Origin of the sequence: Methylotenera sp., from assembly GCF_030653755.1 — a bacterium.
Taxonomy (GTDB): Bacteria; Pseudomonadota; Gammaproteobacteria; order Burkholderiales; family Methylophilaceae; genus Methylotenera.
In genome coordinates this window covers 1-23,669 of record NZ_JAURYU010000002.1, presented here as the reverse complement: position 1 = coordinate 23,669, position 23,669 = coordinate 1, and the positions used below count along the sequence as shown (strand labels likewise).

General features: G+C 43.0%; 26 protein-coding genes, 1 tRNA gene and 2 pseudogenes. All 29 read left to right on the top strand.

Features of this window, described 5'->3' with window-relative positions; translation table 11 throughout:
• Positions 1-130: pseudogene (locus Q7U33_RS00680) on the top strand (elongation factor Tu); the annotation flags it as partial.
• A 71-nt stretch (positions 131-201) separates the two neighbouring features.
• Positions 202-277, top strand: a tRNA-Trp gene (locus tag Q7U33_RS00675).
• 125 nt (positions 278-402) lie between these two features.
• Positions 403-750: a preprotein translocase subunit SecE gene (gene secE / locus Q7U33_RS00670; protein WP_304857520.1), complete on the top strand. Its 348-nt coding sequence runs from the start codon at positions 403-405 to the stop codon at positions 748-750.
• On the top strand, positions 750-1,286 hold the full coding sequence (gene nusG / locus Q7U33_RS00665) for a transcription termination/antitermination protein NusG (protein ID WP_019899767.1): 537 nt from the start codon (positions 750-752) through the stop codon (positions 1,284-1,286). Before secE ends, nusG begins: the two co-directional genes overlap by 1 nt.
• 76 nt (positions 1,287-1,362) lie before the next feature.
• On the top strand, positions 1,363-1,794 hold the full coding sequence (rplK, locus tag Q7U33_RS00660) for a 50S ribosomal protein L11 (RefSeq protein WP_015831286.1): 432 nt from the start codon (positions 1,363-1,365) through the stop codon (positions 1,792-1,794).
• Position 1,795: 1 nt separating this feature from the next.
• Entirely contained in the window at positions 1,796-2,482 is a 687-nt protein-coding gene (gene rplA / locus Q7U33_RS00655) for a 50S ribosomal protein L1 (protein WP_019899766.1), read from the top strand.
• Positions 2,483-2,799: 317 nt separating this feature from the next.
• Positions 2,800-3,291, top strand: coding sequence for a 50S ribosomal protein L10 (gene rplJ, locus Q7U33_RS00650; RefSeq protein WP_304857511.1), 492 nt, complete (start codon positions 2,800-2,802; stop codon positions 3,289-3,291).
• A 53-nt stretch (positions 3,292-3,344) separates the two neighbouring features.
• Positions 3,345-3,719, top strand: coding sequence for a 50S ribosomal protein L7/L12 (rplL, locus tag Q7U33_RS00645; protein ID WP_304857508.1), 375 nt, complete (start codon positions 3,345-3,347; stop codon positions 3,717-3,719).
• A 214-nt stretch (positions 3,720-3,933) separates the two neighbouring features.
• Positions 3,934-8,106, top strand: coding sequence for a DNA-directed RNA polymerase subunit beta (gene rpoB, locus Q7U33_RS00640; protein ID WP_304857505.1), 4,173 nt, complete (start codon positions 3,934-3,936; stop codon positions 8,104-8,106).
• Between the two features lie 17 nt (positions 8,107-8,123).
• Positions 8,124-12,379: pseudogene (gene rpoC, locus Q7U33_RS00635) on the top strand (DNA-directed RNA polymerase subunit beta').
• A 146-nt stretch (positions 12,380-12,525) separates the two neighbouring features.
• Complete coding sequence (rpsL, locus tag Q7U33_RS00630) at positions 12,526-12,912, top strand: 30S ribosomal protein S12 (protein ID WP_304857502.1); 387 nt, start codon at positions 12,526-12,528, stop codon at positions 12,910-12,912.
• A gap of 96 nt (positions 12,913-13,008) precedes the next feature.
• Positions 13,009-13,479, top strand: coding sequence for a 30S ribosomal protein S7 (gene rpsG, locus Q7U33_RS00625; protein ID WP_019899759.1), 471 nt, complete (start codon positions 13,009-13,011; stop codon positions 13,477-13,479).
• 57 nt (positions 13,480-13,536) lie between these two features.
• Complete coding sequence (fusA, locus tag Q7U33_RS00620; RefSeq protein WP_304857497.1) at positions 13,537-15,627, top strand: elongation factor G; 2,091 nt, start codon at positions 13,537-13,539, stop codon at positions 15,625-15,627.
• Positions 15,628-15,671: 44 nt separating this feature from the next.
• Positions 15,672-16,862: an elongation factor Tu gene (tuf, locus tag Q7U33_RS00615; RefSeq protein WP_304857494.1), complete on the top strand. Its 1,191-nt coding sequence runs from the start codon at positions 15,672-15,674 to the stop codon at positions 16,860-16,862.
• 64 nt (positions 16,863-16,926) lie between these two features.
• Complete coding sequence (rpsJ, locus tag Q7U33_RS00610; protein WP_015831295.1) at positions 16,927-17,235, top strand: 30S ribosomal protein S10; 309 nt, start codon at positions 16,927-16,929, stop codon at positions 17,233-17,235.
• A 102-nt stretch (positions 17,236-17,337) separates the two neighbouring features.
• On the top strand, positions 17,338-18,006 hold the full coding sequence (gene rplC / locus Q7U33_RS00605; RefSeq protein ID WP_304857486.1) for a 50S ribosomal protein L3: 669 nt from the start codon (positions 17,338-17,340) through the stop codon (positions 18,004-18,006).
• Entirely contained in the window at positions 18,006-18,632 is a 627-nt protein-coding gene (gene rplD / locus Q7U33_RS00600) for a 50S ribosomal protein L4 (protein ID WP_304857483.1), read from the top strand. Before rplC ends, rplD begins: the two co-directional genes overlap by 1 nt.
• Positions 18,629-18,943 (top strand): 50S ribosomal protein L23, encoded by a 315-nt coding sequence (gene rplW, locus Q7U33_RS00595; RefSeq protein ID WP_304857480.1) that lies wholly within the window; start codon positions 18,629-18,631, stop codon positions 18,941-18,943. Before rplD ends, rplW begins: the two co-directional genes overlap by 4 nt.
• Positions 18,944-18,954: 11 nt before the next feature.
• Positions 18,955-19,788 (top strand): 50S ribosomal protein L2, encoded by an 834-nt coding sequence (gene rplB / locus Q7U33_RS00590; RefSeq protein WP_015831299.1) that lies wholly within the window; start codon positions 18,955-18,957, stop codon positions 19,786-19,788.
• Positions 19,789-19,792: 4 nt separating this feature from the next.
• The gene (rpsS, locus tag Q7U33_RS00585) at positions 19,793-20,068 is read left to right on the top strand and encodes a 30S ribosomal protein S19 (protein ID WP_304857476.1); all 276 of its coding nucleotides are present in this window, start codon (positions 19,793-19,795) and stop codon (positions 20,066-20,068) included.
• A 10-nt stretch (positions 20,069-20,078) separates the two neighbouring features.
• Positions 20,079-20,408, top strand: coding sequence for a 50S ribosomal protein L22 (gene rplV, locus Q7U33_RS00580; protein WP_304857473.1), 330 nt, complete (start codon positions 20,079-20,081; stop codon positions 20,406-20,408).
• 9 nt (positions 20,409-20,417) lie between these two features.
• Positions 20,418-21,140 carry a 30S ribosomal protein S3 gene (gene rpsC / locus Q7U33_RS00575; protein WP_304857470.1) on the top strand — a complete coding sequence of 241 codons (723 nt, stop codon included), beginning with the start codon at positions 20,418-20,420 and terminating at the stop codon, positions 21,138-21,140.
• The gene (rplP, locus tag Q7U33_RS00570; protein WP_019899750.1) at positions 21,124-21,540 is read left to right on the top strand and encodes a 50S ribosomal protein L16; all 417 of its coding nucleotides are present in this window, start codon (positions 21,124-21,126) and stop codon (positions 21,538-21,540) included. The genes rpsC and rplP overlap by 17 nt, the downstream gene beginning before the upstream one ends.
• Positions 21,541-21,556: 16 nt before the next feature.
• A complete protein-coding gene (gene rpmC, locus Q7U33_RS00565; protein WP_019899748.1) occupies positions 21,557-21,751 on the top strand; it encodes a 50S ribosomal protein L29 in 195 nt (64 codons plus the stop codon).
• Between the two features lies 1 nt (position 21,752).
• Complete coding sequence (gene rpsQ / locus Q7U33_RS00560; protein ID WP_304857461.1) at positions 21,753-21,998, top strand: 30S ribosomal protein S17; 246 nt, start codon at positions 21,753-21,755, stop codon at positions 21,996-21,998.
• Between the two features lie 198 nt (positions 21,999-22,196).
• Entirely contained in the window at positions 22,197-22,565 is a 369-nt protein-coding gene (rplN, locus tag Q7U33_RS00555; RefSeq protein WP_015831305.1) for a 50S ribosomal protein L14, read from the top strand.
• A gap of 8 nt (positions 22,566-22,573) precedes the next feature.
• The gene (gene rplX / locus Q7U33_RS00550; RefSeq protein WP_304857445.1) at positions 22,574-22,891 is read left to right on the top strand and encodes a 50S ribosomal protein L24; all 318 of its coding nucleotides are present in this window, start codon (positions 22,574-22,576) and stop codon (positions 22,889-22,891) included.
• Positions 22,892-22,899: 8 nt separating this feature from the next.
• Positions 22,900-23,439, top strand: a complete 540-nt coding sequence (gene rplE, locus Q7U33_RS00545; protein WP_304857442.1) for a 50S ribosomal protein L5 — start codon at positions 22,900-22,902, stop codon at positions 23,437-23,439.
• Between the two features lie 3 nt (positions 23,440-23,442).
• The coding region (gene rpsN, locus Q7U33_RS00540) for a 30S ribosomal protein S14 (RefSeq protein ID WP_304857439.1) at positions 23,443-23,669 on the top strand (227 nt) is incomplete at its 3' end.

The window sequence follows — 23,669 nt, the reverse complement described above, 5'->3', positions numbered from 1 at the left end:
GCCAGGTGATAACGTATCAATCACCGTCACATTAATCTCACCAATCGCGATGGAAGAAGGCTTACGCTTTGCGATCCGTGAAGGTGGCCGTACTGTGGGTGCTGGTGTGGTAGCAAAAATTATCGAGTAATTTTGTAATTAGCAAGCTACGCTAACAACCCAGCGTAGCTTGTAGTTTTTAGATTGCAGTTTGCAAGCTACAGGCCAATAGCTCAATTGGTAGAGTATCGGTCTCCAAAACCGAGGGTTGGGGGTTCGAGACCCTCTTGGCCTGCCAGATTTATAGTATGGATTTATTAATCTGATGAATAACTAGAAATATTAATATTTCTAGTTATTCGCGTTAGTAAGACCTGAAGTTATTTTAGTTACCATTAAGTAAGTTCTTAAATTAAGACAATTATGCTCAATAAAATTAAGTTGCTATTGGCTGTTCTGTTGCTAGTGGCAGGGATTGCTGGTTTTTACCTTTTGGCAGATAAGCCTACTGTAGTGCGTATATTGGCTGTGCTTGCAGGTTTGGCTGCTTCTATCGCCGTTCTATGGACTACGCCTATCGGGCAGCAATCTTTCAGTTTTATTGGTGAAGCGGTTGCTGAATCGCGTAAAGTGGTTTGGCCAACACGTAAGGAAACAATACAAACTACTTTGGTTGTGTTTGCATTGGTGGTTGTAATGGCTGCATTTCTAGCGGTGGTTGATATCGGATTTGCTTTTATGGTTAAGTGGTTACTAGGACGGGGCGCGTAATGAGTATGAAATGGTACGCGGTGCAAGCTTTTTCAGGTTTTGAAAAGTCAGTGCAAAAAGGTATTGAAGAACGCGTTGTGCGTTCGGGTCTGCAAGATCAGTTTGGTCAAATTTTAGTCCCTATCGAAGAGGTGATTGAAATGAAGGCTGGCCAAAAAACTATTTCTGAGCGCAAGCTATACCCAGGCTATGTCTTGGTTCAAATGAACATGACTGACGACACGTGGCACTTGGTTAAAAGTACACCACGTGTAACGGCATTTATTGGTGGTAGTGCACAAAAGCCAACACCAATAAAAGATAAAGAAGTCGATATTATCTTACAGCGTATCGATGATAGTAAAAGTAATCCTACACAAAAACTTACGTTTGAAAAAGGCGAGTCTGTTCGTATTACAGACGGCCCATTCAAAGACTTCTCTGGTAATGTTGAAGAGATTAATTACGAGAAAAGCAAATTGCGTGTTTCAGTGGTTATTTTTGGACGCTCTACACCAGTTGAGTTGGAGTTTAGTCAGGTAGAAAAAGAAGTTTAGTAGTAAGTAGTCGTTTTTATTAACGGGGAGCTTTGATTTAGTTTGAAGCGTTAGTACCCAAATTAGGAGTAATAGCATGGCAAAGAAAGTTATTGGCTATATCAAGCTGCAGATTCCTGCAGGTAAAGCTAATCCAAGTCCACCAGTAGGTCCAGCATTGGGTCAACGTGGTTTGAATATCATGGAATTCTGTAAAGCGTTTAACGCTGCAACACAAGGTGTTGAGCCAGGATTGCCAATCCCTGTAGTAATCACTGCGTTTGCTGATAAGAGCTTCACATTCGTGATGAAATCTCCTCCAGCAACTATTTTGATCAAAAAAGCCGCGGGTATTACTAAAGGTTCACCACGTCCACATACTGATAAAGTTGGCAAAATCACTCGTGCGCAAGCTGAAGATATTGTAAAAACTAAACAAGCTGATTTGTCTGCTGCTGATATGGATGCTGCAGTCCGCACTATCGCAGGTAGCGCTCGCAGTATGGGTATTGAAGTGGAGGGTGTATAACATGGCTAAAAGAATTAATGCGTTACGCGCAAAAGTAGACCGTAACAAGTTGTACCCTGTAACTGAAGGTTTAACTTTGGTTAAAGAAAATGCAACTGCAAAATTTAACGAATCTGTTGATGCTGTAATCAATTTGGGTATTGATGCACGTAAATCTGACCAATTAGTACGTGGTGCTATCGTGTTACCTAACGGTACAGGCAAAACTACACGCGTTGCTGTGTTCGCACAAGGTGCTCAAGCTGAAGCGGCTAAAGCTGCTGGCGCAGACATCGTTGGTTTTGAAGATTTGGCTGAACAAGTTAAAGCTGGCGTGATGGATTTTGACGTTGTGATCGCTACACCTGATGCAATGCGCATCGTCGGTGCTTTAGGTCAAGTGTTGGGTCCACGTGGTCTAATGCCAAACCCAAAAGTAGGTACTGTGACTCCTGATGCAGCTACTGCAGTTAAAAATGCTAAAGCTGGTCAAGTGCAGTACCGTACAGATAAAGGCGGTATTGTTCATTGTACAATCGGTCGCGCATCTTTCACAGTTGAGCAATTGCAAGGTAACTTGGCAGCGTTGGTAGATGCTTTGAATAAAGCAAAACCAGCAGCAAGCAAAGGTGTTTACCTGAAAAAATTATCTGTATCTAGTACGATGGGTGCAGGTGTACGTGTTGATCAAGCAAGTTTGGTTGCTTAATTAGAATATTGAGTGGGGTAAGTTTTACCCCGCTCATATAGTGCTTTGGGCTCATTATCAGTTAACTAACGTATACAGATATGAGGTTATCAAAGACCGTAGGTGTCGTTTAGATTTAATGTGATTTTTATGGAGATATTAAAACTTTATCGGTTTTAATGGTTGTCATAAATATCATGCCTACGCAGATGGCGCATCCCTAAAACAGGGTAATTCCTGATAAAAGGTCGCCGTAAAAGTGGTTTTTATAATATTAGTTATAAGAGCTGATTCTGCTTTAGAAATAAAGCGGAGATTTTAACGGAAGGAGAAAGACCTTGAGTCTAAATCTTACAGAGAAAAAAGCGGTAGTTGCTGAAGTAAGTGCGCAAGTTGCACAGGCACAAGCGATTGTTCTTGCTGAGTATCGTGGTATGGGCGTAGCCAATATGACGGTGTTGCGTGCAGATGCCAGAAAATCAGGCGTGTACTTACGCGTGTTGAAAAACACGTTGGTACGTCGTGCGGTTGAAGGTACACCATTTGCAGCATTAGCAAACGAAATGGTTGGTCCGTTGGTGTTCGGCATTTCTGCTGACCCAGTGGCAGCAGCTAAAGTACTGAACAATTTTGCTAAAACTAACGACAAGTTCGTTATTAAAGCAGGTGCAGTGCCAAATCAATTGATGGATGTTGCTGGTGTTCAGGCGTTAGCATCTACATTAAGTCGTGAAGAGTTACTTGCTAAATTCGCATGTACGCTTAACGAAGTGCCTACTAAGTTCGCTCGTGCGATCGCGGCAATTCGTGACGCTAAAGAAGCTGCTTAATTCATCAAATCACTTATTTAAAGCAACATTATTTTATTTTAGGAAATATTCAAATGGCAATTTCAAATGCAGATATTTTAGAAGCAGTTGGTTCAATGTCAGTTTTAGACTTGACAGCTTTTATTAAAGAAATCGAAGAAAAATTTGGCGTATCAGCTGCAGCAGTTGCAGTAGCGTCAGCAGCAGGTGGTGCAGCTCCAGCTGCAGCTGCTGAGCAAACAGAGTTCAACGTTGTGCTTTTAGGCGCTGGTGAACAAAAAGTTGCTGTAATTAAAGCAGTTCGTGAATTAACAGGTTTAGGCTTAAAAGAAGCTAAAGACATGGTTGATGGCGCACCTAAAGCAATTAAAGAAGGCGTTTCAAAAGCTGATGCTGATGCAGCGTTGAAAAAATTGATCGAAGCTGGTGCAACTGGCGAAATCAAATAATACATCTTTAAGTGTATAAATTAGGCTGACGGGGGACCGTCAGCCTTCGCCATTTGTAATGGTGTGCAATGTAACAAAATGTAATTTGTAGTAAATATGCTGCAATAAGCCTTCAGTTCAACAGTAGCTGAGGTTAGAGGTGAAAATACTTACGTAATGGATGTAGTGCAAAAAAGTATTTTAATTTCTGCCCTCAAAATATCTAGGAGATGCAATGAGCTATTCCTTCACCGAAAAGAAACGCCTTCGTAAAAGTTTTGCCAAGCGAGAAAGCGTTCAAGAAATTCCCTATTTGCTGGCAATGCAATTAGAGTCATATGCTGCATTTTTGCAGTCTAATGTTCCTGCTGATCAACGTACAGAATCAGGTCTGCAATCAACATTCAGTTCTATATTCCCTATCGTTAGCCATTCAGGTAACGCGCGTTTAGATTACGTGAGTTATCAACTTGGTGCTGAGCCATTTGACGTTAAAGAATGTCAACAACGTGGTTTAACCTATGCTGCACCTTTACGTGTTCGCGTACGTTTAACTATTATGGATAAAGAGGCTTCAAAACCTACGGTTAAAGAAGTTAAAGAACAAGAAGTGTACATGGGCGAATTGCCTTTGATGACTGAAAATGGTTCGTTTGTGATTAACGGTACTGAGCGCGTAATCGTATCTCAGTTGCACCGTAGTCCTGGTGTGTTCTTTGAGCATGATCGTGGTAAAACACATAGCTCAGGTAAATTGTTATTCTCAGCTCGTATTATTCCTTACCGTGGTTCATGGTTGGATTTTGAGTTCGATCCAAAAGATTACCTTTATTTCCGTATCGATCGTCGCCGCAAAATGCCAGTGACTATTTTGTTGAAAGCCCTTGGTTATACGCCAGAGCAAATCATTTCGACATTCTATGATTTTGATACATTCCACATCGGTAAAACTGGTGTTGAATTTACCATTGTGCCTGAACGTTTACGTGGTGAAGTGGCTAAATTTGATATCGCTGCTAAAGACGGTTCAGTCATTGTTGCTAAAGATAAGCGTATTACCGTTAAGCATATCCGTGATATGGAAAAAGCTGGTGTTAGCGAAATTGCAGTGCCACAAGATTTTATTCTTGGCCGCGCATTAGCAAACACAATCGTTGATCAAGATACAGGTGAAGTTGTTGCAAACGCAAATGACGAAATCACAGAGTCTTTATTAGATAAATTGATTGACGCAAACATCCGTTCTGTAAGCACATTGTATTCAAACGATTTGGATCACGGTGACTACATTTCACAAACATTGCGTATTGATGAAATCCCTGACCAATACAGCGCGCGTGTTGCTATTTACCGCATGATGCGTCCAGGTGAACCACCAACTGAAGAGTCAGTTGAGGCGTTGTTCCAAGGCCTGTTCTTCAATGAAGATCGTTATGACCTATCACGCGTAGGCCGTATGAAGTTTAATCGTCGTGCTTTCCCTGAAAAAGCTGAAGAGCGTCAATCTAACTGGATTCGTAAGTTTTACGAATCAGTGGGTGCTCAAGGCGACGAAGGTGCAAATATACTGTCCAATAACGACATCTTAGCGGTAATTGGTGTGTTGCTTGAGTTGCGCAATGGTCGCGGTGAGATCGATGATATTGATCACTTAGGCAACCGTCGTATTCGTTCAGTGGGTGAGTTGGCAGAGAACCAATTCCGTACTGGTTTGGTTCGTGTCGAGCGTGCTGTTAAAGATCGTTTATCACAAGCTGAGTCTGATAACTTGATGCCGCATGATTTGATTAATGCTAAACCAGTTTCAAGTGCGATTCGTGAGTTCTTTGGCTCAAGCCAATTGTCACAATTTATGGACCAAACTAACCCATTGTCTGAAATTACGCATAAACGTCGTATTTCAGCACTTGGCCCTGGTGGTCTGACGCGTGAGCGTGCTGGTTTTGAGGTGCGTGACGTACATTCTACTCACTACGGTCGTGTTTGTCCGATTGAGACGCCAGAGGGTCCAAACATTGGTTTGATCAACTCTTTAGCTTTATATGCACGTACCAATGAATATGGTTTCTTAGAAACACCGTATCGTCGTGTTGAAGGTAATAAAGTATCAGATACGATTGATTATTTATCTGCGATTGAAGAAAGTCAGTACATGATCGCGCAAGCGAATACTGATTTAGATGCTAAGAACTTATTTGTGGATGATTTGATTTCATCACGTCATCACAACGAGTTTACGATGACACAACCAGAGCGCGTTCAATATATGGACGTTGCACCAGGTCAAATTGTTTCTGTGGCTGCATCACTGATTCCATTCTTGGAACACGATGACGCGAACCGCGCATTGATGGGTGCAAACATGCAACGTCAAGCAGTGCCATGTCTACGTGCTGAAAAGGCCGTGGTAGGTACAGGTATTGAGCGTACAGTAGCAGTTGACTCTGGTACTGTCGTAATTGCACGTCGTGGTGGTTTGGTTGATTATGTGGATTCTGCACGTATTGTTATTCGTGTAAACGATGAAGAAGCGCAAGCTGGTGAAGTTGGTGTAGATATTTACAACTTAACTAAATATACGCGTTCTAACCAAAATACGAACATTAACCAACGTCCATTAGTAAAAGTCGGTGATAAATTATCACGCGGCGATGTGATTGCGGATGGTGCGTCAACAGATATGGGTGAGTTAGCGCTTGGCCAAAACATGTTGGTAGGCTTTATGCCATGGAACGGTTATAACTACGAGGATTCAATATTAATCTCTGAACGCGTAGTGGCTGATGATCGTTACACATCGATTCATATTGAAGAGTTGTCAGTGGTTGCGCGTGATACAAAACTTGGTGCAGAAGAAATCACACAAGATATTTCAAACTTGAGTGAGCGCATGTTAGCGCGTCTGGATGAAGTGGGTATCATTCACATTGGTGCTGAAGTTGAAGCCGGTGACGTATTGGTTGGTAAAGTAACACCTAAAGGTGAGACGCAACTAACACCAGAAGAGAAATTGTTACGTGCAATTTTCGGTGAAAAAGCATCTGATGTTAAAGACACTTCATTGCGCGTGCCTTCTGGTATGAGCGGTACCGTGATTGACGTACAGGTGTTCACACGCGAAGGTATTGACCGTGATGCACGTGCACAACAAATTATTGATGACCAATTGGCACACTACAAGCAAGACTTGGCTGACCAAATGCGTATCGTGGAAGACGATGCATTCGGCCGTATCCGTCGCTTGATTGAAGGTAAAGTGGCTACTGGTGGCCCTAACAAACTGAAAAAAGGCGAAGCATTAAGTGCTGAGTACTTAGAGTCTGTTGGTCGTTACGATTGGTTTGATATTCGTTTATCAGACGAAGAAGCAGCGCGTCAATTAGAGCAATTGAAAGATGGTCTGTCACAAGCGCGTATCGAGTTTGATAACCGCTTTGAAGAGAAAAAACGTAAATTGACTCAAGGTGACGAATTGCCACCAGGCGTACAAAAAATGGTTAAGGTTTACTTGGCTGTTAAACGTCGTATCCAACCAGGCGATAAGATGGCTGGTCGTCACGGTAACAAGGGTGTTATTTCAAAAATCTGTCCTGTAGAAGATATGCCGCACATGGCAGACGGCACACCATTGGATATCGTATTGAACCCGTTAGGCGTTCCTTCACGTATGAACATTGGTCAGATTTTAGAAGTTCACTTAGGTTGGGCTGCTAAAGGTTTAGGTTTGCGCATCGAAGAAATGTTGCGTGAAGAAACTAAAGTAGCTGATATCCGTAAGTTCTTGGAAAAAATCTACAATGACAGCACAGGTAAGCATGAAGATATTAAATCTTTCACTGATGTTGAGATTTTAGATTTAGCGCAAAACCTTAAACAAGGTGTGCCATTTGCAACACCAGTGTTCGATGGCGCAGCTGAATCTGATATTAGAGCGATGCTTGATTTGGCGTTCCCAGATGATGATGCACGTACTAAACAATTGCAGTTCCATGCAGGTAAAACACAGGTGACCTTGTTTGACGGCCGTACTGGCGACAAATTTGAGCGTCCTGTGACTGTAGGTTATATGCACGTGTTGAAACTACATCACTTGGTGGATGACAAGATGCATGCTCGTTCTACAGGTCCATACTCATTAGTAACGCAACAACCACTAGGCGGTAAAGCGCAATTCGGTGGCCAGCGTTTCGGTGAGATGGAGGTTTGGGCGTTAGAGGCTTATGGTGCTTCATATACCTTGCAAGAGATGCTGACAGTGAAGTATGATGACGTAACTGGCCGTACCAAAGTGTATGAAAACATCGTTAAAGGCGAACACAAAATTGATGCAGGCATGCCTGAGTCATTTAACGTGTTAGTGAAAGAAATTCGTTCACTCGCTATCGACATCGACCTAGATCGCAACTAATTCAGGAGAGAATTCACATGAAAGCTCTATTAGACTTATTTAAACAGGTAACGCAAGAAGAAGAGTTTGATGCAATTAAGATTGCGTTAGCTTCACCTGAAAAAATCCGTTCATGGTCATATGGCGAAGTGAAAAAGCCAGAGACCATTAACTACCGTACATTCAAGCCTGAACGTGATGGCTTATTCTGCGCAAAAATCTTCGGCCCTATCAAAGATTACGAGTGCTTATGCGGTAAATACAAACGCTTAAAACATCGCGGCGTAATCTGCGAAAAATGTGGCGTTGAAGTGACATTATCAAAAGTGCGTCGTGAGCGTATGGGTCATATCGACCTAGCATCACCAGTAGCGCATATCTGGTTCTTGAAATCATTACCAAGCCGTTTAGGTATGGTGTTGGATATCGCTTTGCGTGATATCGAACGCGTATTGTACTTTGAAGCATTTATCGTGGTTGACCCAGGCATGACACCGCTTACCCGCGGTCAGTTATTGACTGAAGATGACTACTTGGCAAAAGTAGAAGAGTACGGTGATGAGTTCAATGCTGTCATGGGTGCTGAAGCGGTTCGTGAATTGCTACGTACAATGGACATTGAGCGTGAAATCACAACATTACGTCAAGATTTAGGCGCAACTGGTTCAGAAGCTAAAATCAAGAAAATCGCTAAACGCCTTAAAGTGTTAGAAGCATTCCAAAAATCTGGCATTAAACCAGAGTGGATGATTCTTGAAATCTTGCAGTGTTACCACCAGAACTACGTCCATTGGTACCATTGGATGGTGGCCGTTTTGCAACATCTGATCTGAACGATCTATATCGTCGCGTGATTAACCGTAACAACCGCTTGAAGCGTTTGTTAGAGTTGAAAGCACCAGAAATCATCGTACGTAACGAAAAACGTATGTTGCAAGAAGCTGTTGACTCATTATTAGACAATGGTCGTCGCGGTAAGGTGATGACAGGCGCTAATAAGCGTCCATTGAAGTCATTGGCTGACATGATCAAGGGTAAGGGTGGTCGCTTCCGCCAAAACTTGCTTGGTAAGCGTGTGGACTACTCTGGTCGTTCAGTAATCGTGGTTGGTCCACAATTAAAACTGCATCAATGCGGTTTGCCTAAGAAAATGGCCTTGGAATTATTCAAACCATTCATTTTCCATAAATTGGAAGTGTTAGGTCTAGCAACTACGATTAAAGCGGCGAAGAAAAAAGTTGAAGAAGAAGGTCCAGAAGTATGGGATATCCTTGAGGATGTAATCCGCGAGCATCCAGTACTATTGAACCGAGCACCTACATTGCACCGTTTGGGTATCCAAGCGTTTGAGCCTATCTTGATTGAAGGTAAGGCGATTCAATTACATCCGTTAGTTTGTGCTGCATTCAACGCCGACTTTGACGGTGACCAAATGGCGGTTCACGTTCCATTGAGCTTAGAAGCGCAAATGGAAGCACGTACTTTGATGTTGGCATCAAACAACGTATTGTCTCCAGCTAATGGTGAGCCAATCATTGTGCCTTCACAAGATATCGTGTTGGGTCTGTACTACATGACGCGTGAGAAAGTCAGTGCGCGTGGTACTGGTATGCGTTTCTCAGACGTGAAAGAAGTGCAACGTGTATTTGATCAAGGTTTAATTGATCTACACGCTAAAGTGACTGTACGTATCAAAGAATACGACGTCGATTTGGATGGTGTGAAAACTGAGAAGACAACACGCTATGAAACAACTGTAGGTCGTGCATTACTGTCAGACATATTGCCAGCAGGCTTGCCGTTTAGCCACATTGATAAAGCATTGAAAAAGAAAGAGCTTTCAAAACTAATCAATGCGAGCTTCCGTAAAGTTGGTATCCGTGAAACGGTTATTTTTGCTGACCAGTTGAAAAATACAGGTTACTCATATGCAACTAAAGCTGGTATCTCTATCAGCATTAACGATATGTTAGTACCAGTTGAGAAAGAGCAATTAATTGCGGCTGCTGATGCTGAAGTGAAAGAAATTGAAGATCAATACGTCTCTGGTTTAGTGACTCAAGGTGAGCGCTATAACAAGGTTGTTGATATCTGGGGTCGTGCAGGTGATAAAGTCGCTGATGCCATGATGAAGCAACTAAAAGAAGAAGATGTGTTAGATGCTGATGGTAATCAAATGAAAGATGCTAACGGTAAAGTAATCCGTCAAGAATCTTTCAATGCGATTTACATGATGGCTGACTCAGGCGCGCGTGGTTCAGCAGCGCAGGTACGTCAGTTGGCTGGTATGCGTGGCCTGATGGCTAAACCAGATGGCTCTATTATTGAAACGCCGATTAAAGCGAACTTCCGTGATGGCTTGAACGTGTTGCAATACTTTATTTCAACCCACGGTGCGCGTAAGGGTCTAGCTGATACGGCATTGAAAACAGCGAACTCAGGTTACCTGACTCGTCGTTTGGTCGATGTGACGCAAGATTTGGTAGTGACGGAGCATGATTGCGGTACAAGTGATGGATTGGTGACTAAAGCCTTGGTTAAAGGCGGTGAAGTGATTGAGCCATTGCACGACCGTATCTTAGGTCGTACAGCAGCTTTAGATGTGATCAATCCAGAAACACAAGAAGTCATTTACCCAGCGGGCACATTGTTGACTGAAGATGAAGTGGAACGTATCGACGCTTTAGGTATCGATGAAGTTAAAGTGCGTACGGCACTGACTTGCGACACGCGCTATGGTATCTGTGCTAAATGTTATGGTCGTGACTTAGGTCGCGGTAAGCTAATCAGCATGGGTGAGGCAGTGGGTGTTATCGCTGCGCAATCAATTGGTGAACCTGGTACGCAGTTGACGATGCGTACATTCCACATCGGTGGTGCGGTATCGCGTGCAGCTTCAGTGTCACAAGTTGAAAGTAAATCAAACGGCGTACTAAACTTCACATCAACTATGCGTTACGTGACTAACGTACGTAATGAGCAAGTGGTTATTTCACGTAATGGTGAAGTGATTATTGCAGATGAGAACGGTCGTGAGCGTGAGCGCCATAAAGTGCCGTACGGTGCTACATTGCAAATTACTGATGGCAAAACTATAAAAGCTGGTCAGGCTATTGCAACTTGGGATCCGCATACACGTCCAATTATTACTGAGTATGCAGGTTTTGTTAAGTTTGAAAACGTTGAAGAAGGTATCACTGTAGCTAAACAAATTGATGATGTGACTGGTTTGTCATCATTGGTGGTGATTGATCCAAAACAACGTGCTGGCCAAACTAAAGGCTTGCGTCCACAAGTTAAATTGCTAGATGCAAACGGTGTAGAGGTTAAAATTGCTGGTGGTGAGCAATCAGTTAACGTGACATTCCAGTTAGGTTGCATTATTACTGTTAAGGATGGTCAAGAAGTGGGCGTGGGTGAAGTGTTGGCTCGTATCCCACAAGAGTCATCTAAAACTCGTGATATTACTGGTGGTCTGCCACGTGTTGCTGAATTGTTCGAAGCGCGTTCACCAAAAGATGCAGGTATGTTGGCTGAAGTGACTGGTACAGTTTCGTTCGGTAAAGATACTAAAGGTAAACAACGTTTAGTGATTACTGATTTGGATGGTATTTCAAATGAATACTTGATTCCAAAAGACAAGCATGTAACCGCACATGATGGTCAAGTGGTGACTAAAGGTGAAACAATTGTTGACGGCCCAGCTGATCCACAAGACATTTTACGTTTACAAGGTCGCGAATCTTTAGCACGTTATATCATTGATGAAGTGCAAGACGTGTATCGTTTGCAAGGCGTTAAGATTAATGACAAACATATTGAAGTGATCGTACGTCAAATGTTGCGTCGTGTACGTGTAACAGATGCTGGTGATACGAGCTTTATCTTAGGTGAGCAAGTTGAGCGTGCTGATCTGTTAGCTGAAAACGAAGTAGTGATTGTGCAAGATAAACGTCCTGCACAGTTTGAGTATGTGTTGCTTGGTATTACTAAAGCTTCATTATCAACAGACTCATTCATCTCAGCAGCGTCGTTCCAAGAAACAACGCGCGTACTAACAGAGGCAGCAATCTTAGGTAAGCGTGATGAGTTACGTGGTCTGAAAGAAAACGTCATTGTTGGTCGCTTGATTCCAGCAGGTACAGGTCTTGCATATCATGAAGCGCGCAAGCGTGCTGCGGTTGCTGGCGGAGTTCCAAGAAATGAAGCTCCAGTAGTTGAAGCGGTTGCAGAAGCAGAAGAAGTGGTAGTAAATACAACAGTAGAAGTAAGTAGTGGGATAGATGCAGAATAAAATCAGATAATTAAGTCTTGACAATAAAAGTCAGGCTAAATAGAATGCTGAGTTTTTCAGGATGGTGTTATTGTCTTTAACGCCATCCTAATCTATTTTTAGATTTTGAAATTAATTTTAGAGAACATCATTAGAGGTTACAGGCAATGCCAACCATCAATCAGTTAGTACGTAAACCACGCGTTAAAGTGGTCACGAAGAGCAAAGTGCCTTCTCTTGAAGCTTGTCCGCAGAAACGTGGTGTTTGCACTCGCGTTTACACTACAACACCTAAAAAGCCAAACTCAGCTTTGCGTAAAGTGGCTAAAGTGCGCTTGACCAATGGCTATGAAGTAATTAGCTACATCGGTGGTGAAGGCCATAACTTGCAAGAGCATAGCGTAGTGTTGCTACGTGGTGGTCGTGTAAAAGACTTACCAGGTGTGCGTTACCATATGGTTCGCGGTAGTTTAGATACTGCAGGTGTTAAAGATCGTAAGCAATCACGTTCTAAATACGGTGCTAAGCGTCCTAAAGAAGCTAAAGCTAAGTAATATAAATAACCGGTTAACGGTTTTGTTAATGTAGCGGCTAACCAAAAGCCTTGCTGAGCAGTTGCTAGCAAAACATAAAAGAGAATAGAGAAGATTATGCCAAGACGTAGAGAAGTACCCAAGCGCCACATTCTGCCAGACCCAAAGTTTGGTAGCCAAGAGGTGTCAAAATTTGTAAATGTACTAATGACAGGTGGTAAAAAATCTGTTGCTGAGCGTATTTTGTATGGTGCATTTGATCAAGTGACCAGCAAAACAAGCAAAGATGCTTTAGAAGTGTTTACACTTGCGTTATCTAACCTGCGCCCATTGGTTGAGGTTAAGAGCCGCCGTGTTGGTGGTGCAAACTACCAAGTGCCAGTAGAAGTTCGTCCTAGCCGCCGTAGTGCTTTAGCGATGCGTTGGTTGCGTGATGCAGCACGTAAGCGTGGTGAGAAATCAATGGGCTTGCGTTTGGCAGCTGAGTTGGTTGAAGCTTCGGAAGGTCGTGGTTCAGCGATGAAGAAACGTGAAGAAGTTCACCGTATGGCTGAAGCTAACAAAGCGTTCTCACATTTCCGCTTCTAATTAGTTATTTAACTAACAGAATCGCTCTTTAAGAAAAACTAAGTAAAGGTAATAAACGTGGCTCGTCAAACCCCTATTAATCGCTATCGTAACATTGGTATTTCTGCTCACATCGATGCAGGAAAAACAACTACGACAGAGCGTATTTTATTTTATACAGGCGTTAATCATAAGATTGGTGAAGTGCATGATGGCGCTGCAACCATGGACTGGATGGAGCAAGAGCAAGAGCGTGGTATTACCATTACTTCTGCTGCTACTACCTGCTTCTGGAAAGGTATGGCTGGTCAATTTGATCAACATCGCATCAATATTATTGATACCCCAGGTCACGTTGACTTTACGATTGAAGTAGAGCGTTCAATGCGTGTGCTTGACGGTGCATGTATGGTTTACTGTGCGGTAGGTGGTGTGCAACCACAATCAGAAACTGTATGGCGTCAAGCTAACAAGTATAAGGTGCCACGCTTAGCGTTCGTTAACAAAATGGACCGAGCAGGCGCTAATTTTTTCAAAGTGTACGATCAAATGCGTTCACGTTTGAAAGCTAACCCAATTCCTTTGCAAGTGCCAATCGGTGCTGAAGAGAAGTTCGAAGGTGTTGTTGACTTAATCAAAATGAAAGCTATCTTCTGGGATGAAGCATCTCAAGGGATGAAGTTTGATTATCGCGATATTCCTGCAGAGCTTAAAGCTGATTGCGATAAGTGGCGTGAAAATATGGTTGAAGCTGCTGCTGAAGCCAGTGAAGAGTTGATGAACAAATATCTTGAAGAAGGTGATTTGTCAGAAGCTGATATTCTTTTAGGTCTGCGTACACGTACGATTGCATCTGAAATCGTGCCAATGATGTGCGGTTCAGCATTCAAAAACAAGGGTGTACAAGCAATGTTGGACAAGGTAATCGAGTTGATGCCTGCGCCAACAGATATCCCACCAACGCGTGCTGAAGATGAAGATGGTAACGAAATCCTACTTCAAGCTTCTGATGAAGAGAAGTTCTCTGCATTAGCGTTCAAAATTATGACAGACCCGTTTGTTGGTCAGTTAATTTTCTTCCGCGTATATTCTGGCGTGGTGAATGCTGGTGATACTGTTTACAACCCAATCAAGGGTAAAAAAGAACGTATTGGCCGTATTGTGCAAATGCATGCTAATAATCGTGTGCCTATTGAAGAGGTTCGCGCGGGCGACATTGCTGCTGCGGTTGGTTTGAAAGAAGCAACGACTGGTGATACTTTGTGTGCATTAGGTTCTGAAATCATCCTAGAGCGTATGATATTCCCAGAACCAGTTATTCACGTTGCTGTAGAGCCTAAAACTAAGGCTGACCAAGAAAAAATGGGTGTTGCTTTAAATCGTTTGGCACAAGAAGATCCTTCTTTCCGTGTTAAAACTGATGAAGAAACAAACCAAACAATCATCTCTGGTATGGGTGAGTTGCACTTAGAGATTTTGGTTGACCGTATGCGTCGTGAGTTCAACGTTGAAGCTAACGTTGGTGCACCTCAAGTTGCTTACCGTGAGGCGATTAAGAAATCTGTTGAAGTTGAAGGTAAGTTTGTTAAGCAATCTGGTGGTAAAGGTCAGTACGGTCACGTATGGTTGAAAATGGAACCAAACGAACCTGGTAAAGGCTTTGAATTTATCGATCAGATTAAAGGTGGTACAGTGCCGCGCGAGTTTATTCCTGCGGTTGAAAAAGGTCTTCGTGAGACGATCCCATCTGGTATCTTGGCAGGCTTCCCTGTGGTAGATGTAAAAGTAACCTTGTTTGATGGTTCATACCATGATGTTGACTCGAATGAGAATGCATTTAAGATGGCTGCATCAATTGGCTTTAAAGATGGTATGCGTAAAGCTGATCCAATCTTGCTTGAGCCTATGATGGCGGTTGAAGTTGAAACGCCTGAAGATTACATGGGTGATGTGATGGGTGACTTATCTTCACGTCGCGGTATGATTCAAGGCATGGAAGATAGTCCATCAGGTAAAGTGATTCGTGCAGAAGTGCCATTGGCAGAGATGTTTGGTTACTCGACTGTTGTGCGTTCACTCTCACAAGGTCGCGCTAGTTACAGCATGGAATTCAAGCACTACACAGAAGCACCAAGAAACGTGGCTGATGCCATTATTAATAAAAAATAGTCCATCACTAATTAATTTTAAAGTTTAGATAAAAGGAAATAATCATGGCAAAAGGTAAATTTGAGCGGACCAAGCCGCACGTTAACGTAGGTACGATTGGCCACGTTGACCATGGTAAGACAACACTAACAGCAGCGATCACCACTGTATTGACAAAGAAATACGGCGGCGAAGCAAAAGCGTACGACCAAATTGACGCAGCACCAGAAGAAAAAGCACGTGGTATTACCATTAACACAGCACACGTTGAGTACGAGACAGCAACACGTCACTACGCACACGTAGACTGTCCAGGCCATGCTGACTATGTAAAAAACATGATTACAGGTGCTGCACAAATGGACGGCGCGATTCTAGTATGTTCAGCAGCTGACGGCCCTATGCCACAAACACGTGAGCACATCCTATTAGCACGTCAAGTAGGTGTACCATACATCGTCGTATTTCTCAACAAAGCAGACATGGTAGATGATCCTGAATTGTTAGAACTCGTTGAAATGGAAGTGCGCGACTTGCTAAGCAAATACGACTTCCCAGGCGACGATACACCAATCATCCACGGCTCAGCTAAACTAGCCTTGGAAGGTGACCAATCAGAAATCGGCGAACCAGCAATCTTCCGCCTAGCAGAAGCATTAGACAGCTACATCCCAATGCCAGAACGCGCAATCGACGGCACATTCCTAATGCCAGTAGAAGACGTATTCTCAATCTCAGGCCGTGGTACTGTAGTAACTGGTCGTATTGAACGCGGAATCGTTAAAGTGGGTGACGAGATCGAAATCGTTGGTATCAAAGACACACTAAAAACAACCTGTACAGGCGTTGATATGTTCCGCAAACTGCTAGACCAAGGTCAAGCAGGCGACAACGTAGGCGTATTGCTACGTGGTACAAAACGTGAAGAAGTTGAACGTGGTCAAGTATTAGCAAAAGCTGGTTCTATCAAGCCACACACAAAATTCACAGCAGAAATCTACGTGTTGGGTAAAGATGAAGGTGGTCGTCATACACCATTCTTCCAAGGCTACCGTCCACAATTCTACTTCCGTACGACAGACGTTACTGGCGCAGTTGAATTGCCAGAAGGAACAGAAATGGTCATGCCAGGCGACAACGTATCAATCACAGTAACATTGATTGCCCCAATCGCGATGGAAGAAGGCTTACGCTTCGCTATCCGTGAAGGTGGTCGTACTGTTGGTGCTGGTGTAGTTGCTAAAGTTATCGAGTAATTTTTGTAGTTAAATCAAACGGCAGGGTGAACCCTGCCGTTTCGCTCTTTTGAAAGGCAGTAAAATGACAAACCAAAAAATCCGTATCCGTCTTAAAGCTTTTGATTATCGTTTGATTGATCAATCAGCTCAAGAAATCGTAGAAACTGCCAAACGTACTGGCGCTGTTGTAAAAGGTCCAGTGCCATTACCAACACGTATCGAGCGTTTTGATATTTTACGTTCACCACACGTAAACAAAACTTCACGTGACCAATTCGAAATTCGCACACATCAACGTTTAATGGACATTGTGGATCCGACTGATAAAACAGTGGATGCATTAATGAAATTAGATTTGCCTGCTGGTGTGGATGTTGAAATTAAGTTGTAAAATCTTGTTGTAAAAAAAACTGAGGTTCGGTATAATCCGCCCTCTTTCACAGAAGTCGGTCAATTGTAATCGACTTTTTAACTAAAATATAAGGAAACGATCATGAGCTTAGGGCTTATTGGTCGCAAAGTGGGTATGACCCGCGTGTTTACTGAGGATGGCGCAAGCGTTCCGGTAACCGTGTTGGAAGTTGTACCTAACCGCGTGACACAGATCAAGACGACCGCAAGCGATGGCTATACTGGCCTTCAAGTTGCTTACGGTGCACGTCGTGCCAGCCGTATCAACAAAGCATTGACTGGGCATTATGCTAAGTCAGGTTCTGCTGCAGGTGCTGGTATTCATGAATTCTCAGTCGGTGACGACGTTCTAGCTAATTACACGCCTGGTGCAAATATCACTGTTGATATTTTCCAAGCGGGTCAAAAAGTTGACGTTACTGGCACATCTTTAGGTAAGGGCTTTGCTGGTGCGATTAAGCGCCACCACTTTAGTTCTAACCGTGCTTCTCATGGTAACTCACGTTCACATAACGTACCTGGCTCTATCGGTATGGCGCAAGATCCTGGTCGTGTTTTCCCAGGTAAGCGTATGCCTGGTCATTTGGGTGCTGTTAAGGTGACTACGCAGAATCTAGAGATTGTTCGCGTTGATGTAGAACGTAACTTGCTATTGATTAAAGGTGCAATCCCTGGCTCTAAGGGTGGTGATGTTGTTGTGCGTCCAGCCATTAAAGAGAAGGCTACTAAAGCACAGGGAGGTTCTAAATAATGGAACTTAAGCTAATAGATAAAAATGGTAAGCCAGCTAAAAAAGGCGTGACTGTATCTGAGGATACGTTTGGTCGCGAATTTAACGAAGCTTTGGTTCATCAAGTTGTGGTTGGTTACATGGCTAATGCTCGTACTGCAACACGTGCTCAAAAGGGCCGTGACACAGTTGCGCATACGACACATAAGCCTTATGCACAAAAAGGTACTGGTAACGCTCGTGCAGGTATGAGCTCAAGTCCTATTTGGCGCGGAGGTGGTCGTGCATTCCCTAATTCACCTAATGAAAACTTCAGCCATAAAGTAAACCGTAAGGCTTACCGTGCTGGTATGCAAACAATCTTGTCTGAACTAGTTCGTCAAGAGCGTTTAAGCGTAGTTGAAGAGTTTTCTGTTGATACGCCTAAAACCAAGGCATTGGCAGAAAAAATCAAGGGTATGGGTTATGCAGGTGGTGTTTTAGTGCTGACTGATAGCTTTAATGAGAACTTATATTTATCTTCACGTAACTTAACTAACGTAATGGTGGTTGAAGCGCAATTCGCTGACCCAGTTAGTTTGGTTCGCTTTCCTAATGTAGTTGCTACAGAAGGTGCAGTGAAGAAACTTGAGGAGATGCTAGCATGATGAGCGCTATTACTAAAACTCAAGACCGTTTATTGCAGGTTATTTTAGCTCCGCAAATTACCGAAAAGGCAACTTACATTGCTGACAAGCATCAGCAAATCGCATTTAAAGTGCGTACTGATGCAACTAAACCAGAAATCAAAGCTGCTGTTGAGCTTGTTTTTAAAGTTGAAGTTGCGAGTGTTGCTGTTATTAATGTTGGCGGCAAAGTAAAGCGCGCTGGCAAAAATATGGGCAAGCGTAAAGACTGGAAAAAAGCTTATGTTAGCTTGAAGCCAGGCCAAGAAATTAACTTCGCAGCGGGCGAATAAGGAGAGAAGATATGGCATTAGTTAAAGTCAAACCAACTTCCCCCGGCCGTCGTGGTGTACTAAAGGTGGTTACACCTGATTTGTACAAGGGTAAACCTCACGCACCGCTGTTGGAAAGTCAAAGCAAAAACGCAGGCCGTAATAACAACGGTCATATTACAACGCGTCATCAAGGTGGTGGTCATAAACAGCATTATCGTTTAATCGACTTCCGTCGTAATAAAGATGGCATTCCAGCGAAAGTGGAGCATATTGAATATGATCCAAATCGTACAGCACACATTGCTTTGCTTTGTTATGCTGATGGTGAGCGTCGTTATATTATTGCACCTCGCGGTATTGCTGCAGGTGCGCAATTAATCAGTGGTTCAGATGCACCTATTAAAGTAGGTAATGCAATGCCATTGCGTAACATTCCGGTTGGTAGCACGATCCATTGTATCGAGTTGCAACCTGGTAAAGGTGCTCAATTAGCGCGTTCGGCTGGTACTTCAGTACAGTTGTTGGCACGTGAGGGCAGTTACGCTCAATTACGTTTACGTTCTGGTGAAGTTCGCCGCGTACACGTGGATTGCAAAGCAACTTTAGGTGAAGTGGGTAATGAAGAGCATTCACTACGTTCAATTGGTAAAGCTGGTGCAATGCGTTGGCGTGGTGTTCGTCCAACCGTTCGCGGTGTGGTGATGAACCCAGTTGATCACCCTCACGGTGGTGGTGAAGGTAAAACAGCTGCTGGTATGAATCCAGTAAGCCCATGGGGTGTTAAAACTAAGGGTTACCGTACACGTAGTAGCAAGCGTACGGATAATATGCGCGTTAGTCGTCGTCCAAGGAATGTAAGGTAATCATATGGCACGTTCACTTAAAAAAGGTCCATTTATTGATGGTCATTTGGCGAAAAAAGTAGAAGTTGGTGCGGCAACTCGCGATCGTAATCCATTTAAAACTTGGTCACGTCGTTCTACAATTTTCCCAGATTTTATCGGTCTAACTATTGCAATTCATAATGGTAAGCAACACATTCCAGTGTTGATTTCTGAAAACATGGTAGGTCACAAGCTTGGTGAGTTTGCGTTAACACGTACATTCAAAGGGCATGCAGCCGACAAGAAAGCTAAGAAGTAGGAGCTGAATTATGCAAGTATCTGCAATATTAAAAGGTGTGCATCTCTCTCCGCAAAAAGCTAGATTGGTGGCAGACCTTGTTCGTGGCAAGAAAGTAGATCACGCACTTAACATTTTGAACTTCACACCTAAAAAAGGTGCTGAGATCATCAAAAAAGTTGTTGAGTCTGCAATCGCTAACGCTGAACATAACAATGGGGCTGATATTGACGAATTGAAAGTAACTTCAATTTGTGTTGATAAAGGCATTGTGCTTAAACGTATTCGTCCACGTGCAAAAGGCAGCGCTGGTCGTATTAATAAACCAACCTGTCACATTCATGTGACTGTCGGTAACTAAGGGATAATCATGGGTCAGAAAATTAATCCAATTGGTTTCCGTCTGAGTGTTCAAAAGAACTGGGCCTCACGTTGGTATGCCAATAGTAAGAACTTCCCTGCGATGTTGCAAAGTGACATCAAAGTGCGTGAGTTTTTGAATAAGAAACTAGCAAGTGCTGCAGTTAGTCGTATTATGATTGAGCGCCCAGCTAAAAATGCTAAGATCACTATTTACAGTGCGCGCCCAGGCGTTGTTATCGGTAAAAAAGGTGAAGACATTGAGTCATTACGTGCTTCATTGCAAGGTTTGATGGGTGTTCCTGTTCATCTAAACATTGAAGAAGTGCGTAAGCCAGAGCTTGATGCTACTTTGATTGCACAATCAATTGCGCAACAACTTGAAAATCGTGTGATGTTCCGTCGTGCTATGAAACGTGTAATGCAATATGCAATGCGCTTAGGTGCAGAGGGTTTCACAATCATGAGTTCAGGTCGTTTGAATGGTATCGAGATTGCACGTACCGAATGGTACCGTGAAGGTCGTGTGCCACTTCATACTTTACGTGCTGATATTGACTATGGTGTAGCAGAAGCTTTAACTACATACGGCATCATTGGTATCAAAGTTTGGGTATTCAAGGGTGAAATTTTTGCAGGTAATGCTCAGTCTGCGCAAGCTACTGTAGCACCAGCTGCTGAACCTGAAAAAAGAGTAAGAAAGGCGAGGGCTAAAGATGCTACAACCGTCTAGACAAAAATACCGTAAGATGCAAAAAGGCCGTAATAAAGGCATTGCAACGACGGGTAATAAAGTAAGTTTTGGTGATTTCGGTCTAAAAGCGATTGGTCGCGGACGTTTGACAGCTCGTCAAATTGAAGCAGCACGTCGCGTGATGACTCGTCACATTAAACGTGGTGGTCGTGTATGGATTCGTATTTTCCCAGATCAACCAATTTCTAAAAAACCTGCAGAAGTACGTATGGGTAACGGTAAAGGTAGTACAGAGTACTACGTAGCTCAAATCCAACCAGGTAAAATGTTATACGAGATGGACGGTGTTAGCGAAGAGCTAGCGCGTGAAGCGTTCCGTTTGGCAGCTGCTAAGCTACCAATCGAGACGACATTCATGACACGCCAACTTGGTAGTTAAGGACAAGGAAGCTAATATGAAAGCAACCGATTTAAGAGCAAAAAGCGTTGAAGAGCTGAATGCAGAGTTGATTGAATTACGCCGTGCGCAATTCTCTCTTCGTATGCAAGTAGCTACTCAGCAATTAAATAAAGTAGATCAGCTAGGTAAAGTACGCAAAGATGTAGCGCGTGTTAAGACTGTGTTAGCTGAGAAAGCAAAGCAGGCATAATATGACCGATACAACAAAAGTGGTTCGTAGTCTTTCTGGCCGTGTAGTTAGCGACAAGATGGATAAAACTGTTACTGTTTTAGTTGAGCGTAAAGTAAAGCATCCTTTAATTGGTAAAGTTGTTCGCCAGTCAAAGAAATTTCACGCACATGATGAAACAAACAGCTGTAAAGAAGGTGATTTGGTGACTATCGTAGAAAGTCGTCCATTATCAAAAACTAAAACTTGGGTTGTTAAACAGGCCTAAGTCGATTATTGCGCAATTACTGTTAAAAGTAATTGCGCAAATGTTTTAAGCTGTATATAATGTTTTGTTTTTCGGCGAGCGACTTTCATAAGTCATAAAGCTCTCGCCCCAATACTGACCGTGGTCTGTCGGCCTAAATAGTTTTTAACTATAAATGGCCGGTGTTGGTTTTAACGGATTAAGTTGGAGATTATTCTCATGATTCAAATGCAATCTCGGCTAGAAGTTGCCGATAACACTGGTGCTCGCTCTGTGCAATGCATTAAGGTGTTAGGTGGCTCTAAACGTCGTTACGCTGGTATAGGTGATATCATCAAGGTAAGCATCAAGGATGCTGCGCCTCGTGGTCGCGTAAAAAAAGGCGAAGTGTACAGTGCGGTTGTTGTGCGTACTGCTAAAGGTGTTCGTCGTCCAGACGGCTCTTTGGTTAAGTTCGACGGTAATGCAGCTGTGTTGTTAAATAACAAGCTCGAACCGATTGGCACGCGTATTTTTGGGCCAGTGACTCGTGAATTACGTTCAGAAAAATTCATGAAAATCGTTTCATTAGCGCCAGAAGTTTTGTAGGAGCTCGCATGAATAAAATTCGCAAGGGTGATCAGGTCATCCTAAATACAGGTAAAGATAAAGGTAAGCAAGGTACAGTGTTAAGTATTCTTGATTCAGGTCATGTTGTTGTAGAGGGTCTTAACTTAGTTAAGAAACATGCAAAACCTAACCCGATGAAGGGTATCGCTGGTGGCATTATTGCTAAAGAGATGCCAGTTGACATCTCAAACGTTGCTTTATATAACAGTGCGACACAAAAAGGTGATCGCGTAAGCTTCAAGACATTGGATGATGGTCGCAAAATTCGCGTATTCAAATCTAATGGCGAAGCAGTTGACGCATAGGAATAATAATGGCGCGTTTAAAACAATATTACAAAGACTCAGTTGTTAAGTCGTTGACTGAGCAGTTTGGTTACACCTCTGTGATGCAAGTGCCTCGCATTGAAAAAATCACACTTAATATGGGTGTTGGTGAAGCTGTTGCTGACAAAAAAGTGATGGAGCATGCTGTTGGTGATATGGAGAAAATTGCTGGTCAAAAAGCAATCGTAACTAAAGCTAAGAAATCAGTGGCTTCATTTAAGATCCGTGATGACTATCCTGTTGGATGTAAAGTTACTTTGCGTCGTGAACGTATGTACGAGTTTTTGGATCGCTTAGTAACAGTGGCTATTCCTCGCATCCGTGACTTCCGTGGTATTTCTTCTAAATCTTTTGATGGCCGTGGAAACTATAACATGGGTGTTAAAGAGCAGATAATTTTCCCTGAAATTGAATACGATAAAATCGATGCAATTCGTGGGATGAATATCACTATTACTACTACTGCGAAAACTGATGAAGAAGCAAAAGCATTACTTGCTGCATTCAGTTTCCCTTTCAGAGGTTAAGATATGGCTAAAACCTGTATGACAGAGCGCGAAATCAAACGCCGCGCAACTGTAAGTAAATTTGCTGCAAAACGTGCGGCACTTGAAGCTGCAATGAATGATGTTAATGCTACTGCTGAAAGCCGTTTTGAAGCGCGTATGAAATTCCAAGCGCTTCCGCGTAACTCGAGCCCAGTGCGTCTTCGTAATCGTTGTGCTTTAACTGGTCGCCCACGTGGTGTGTTTAGTAA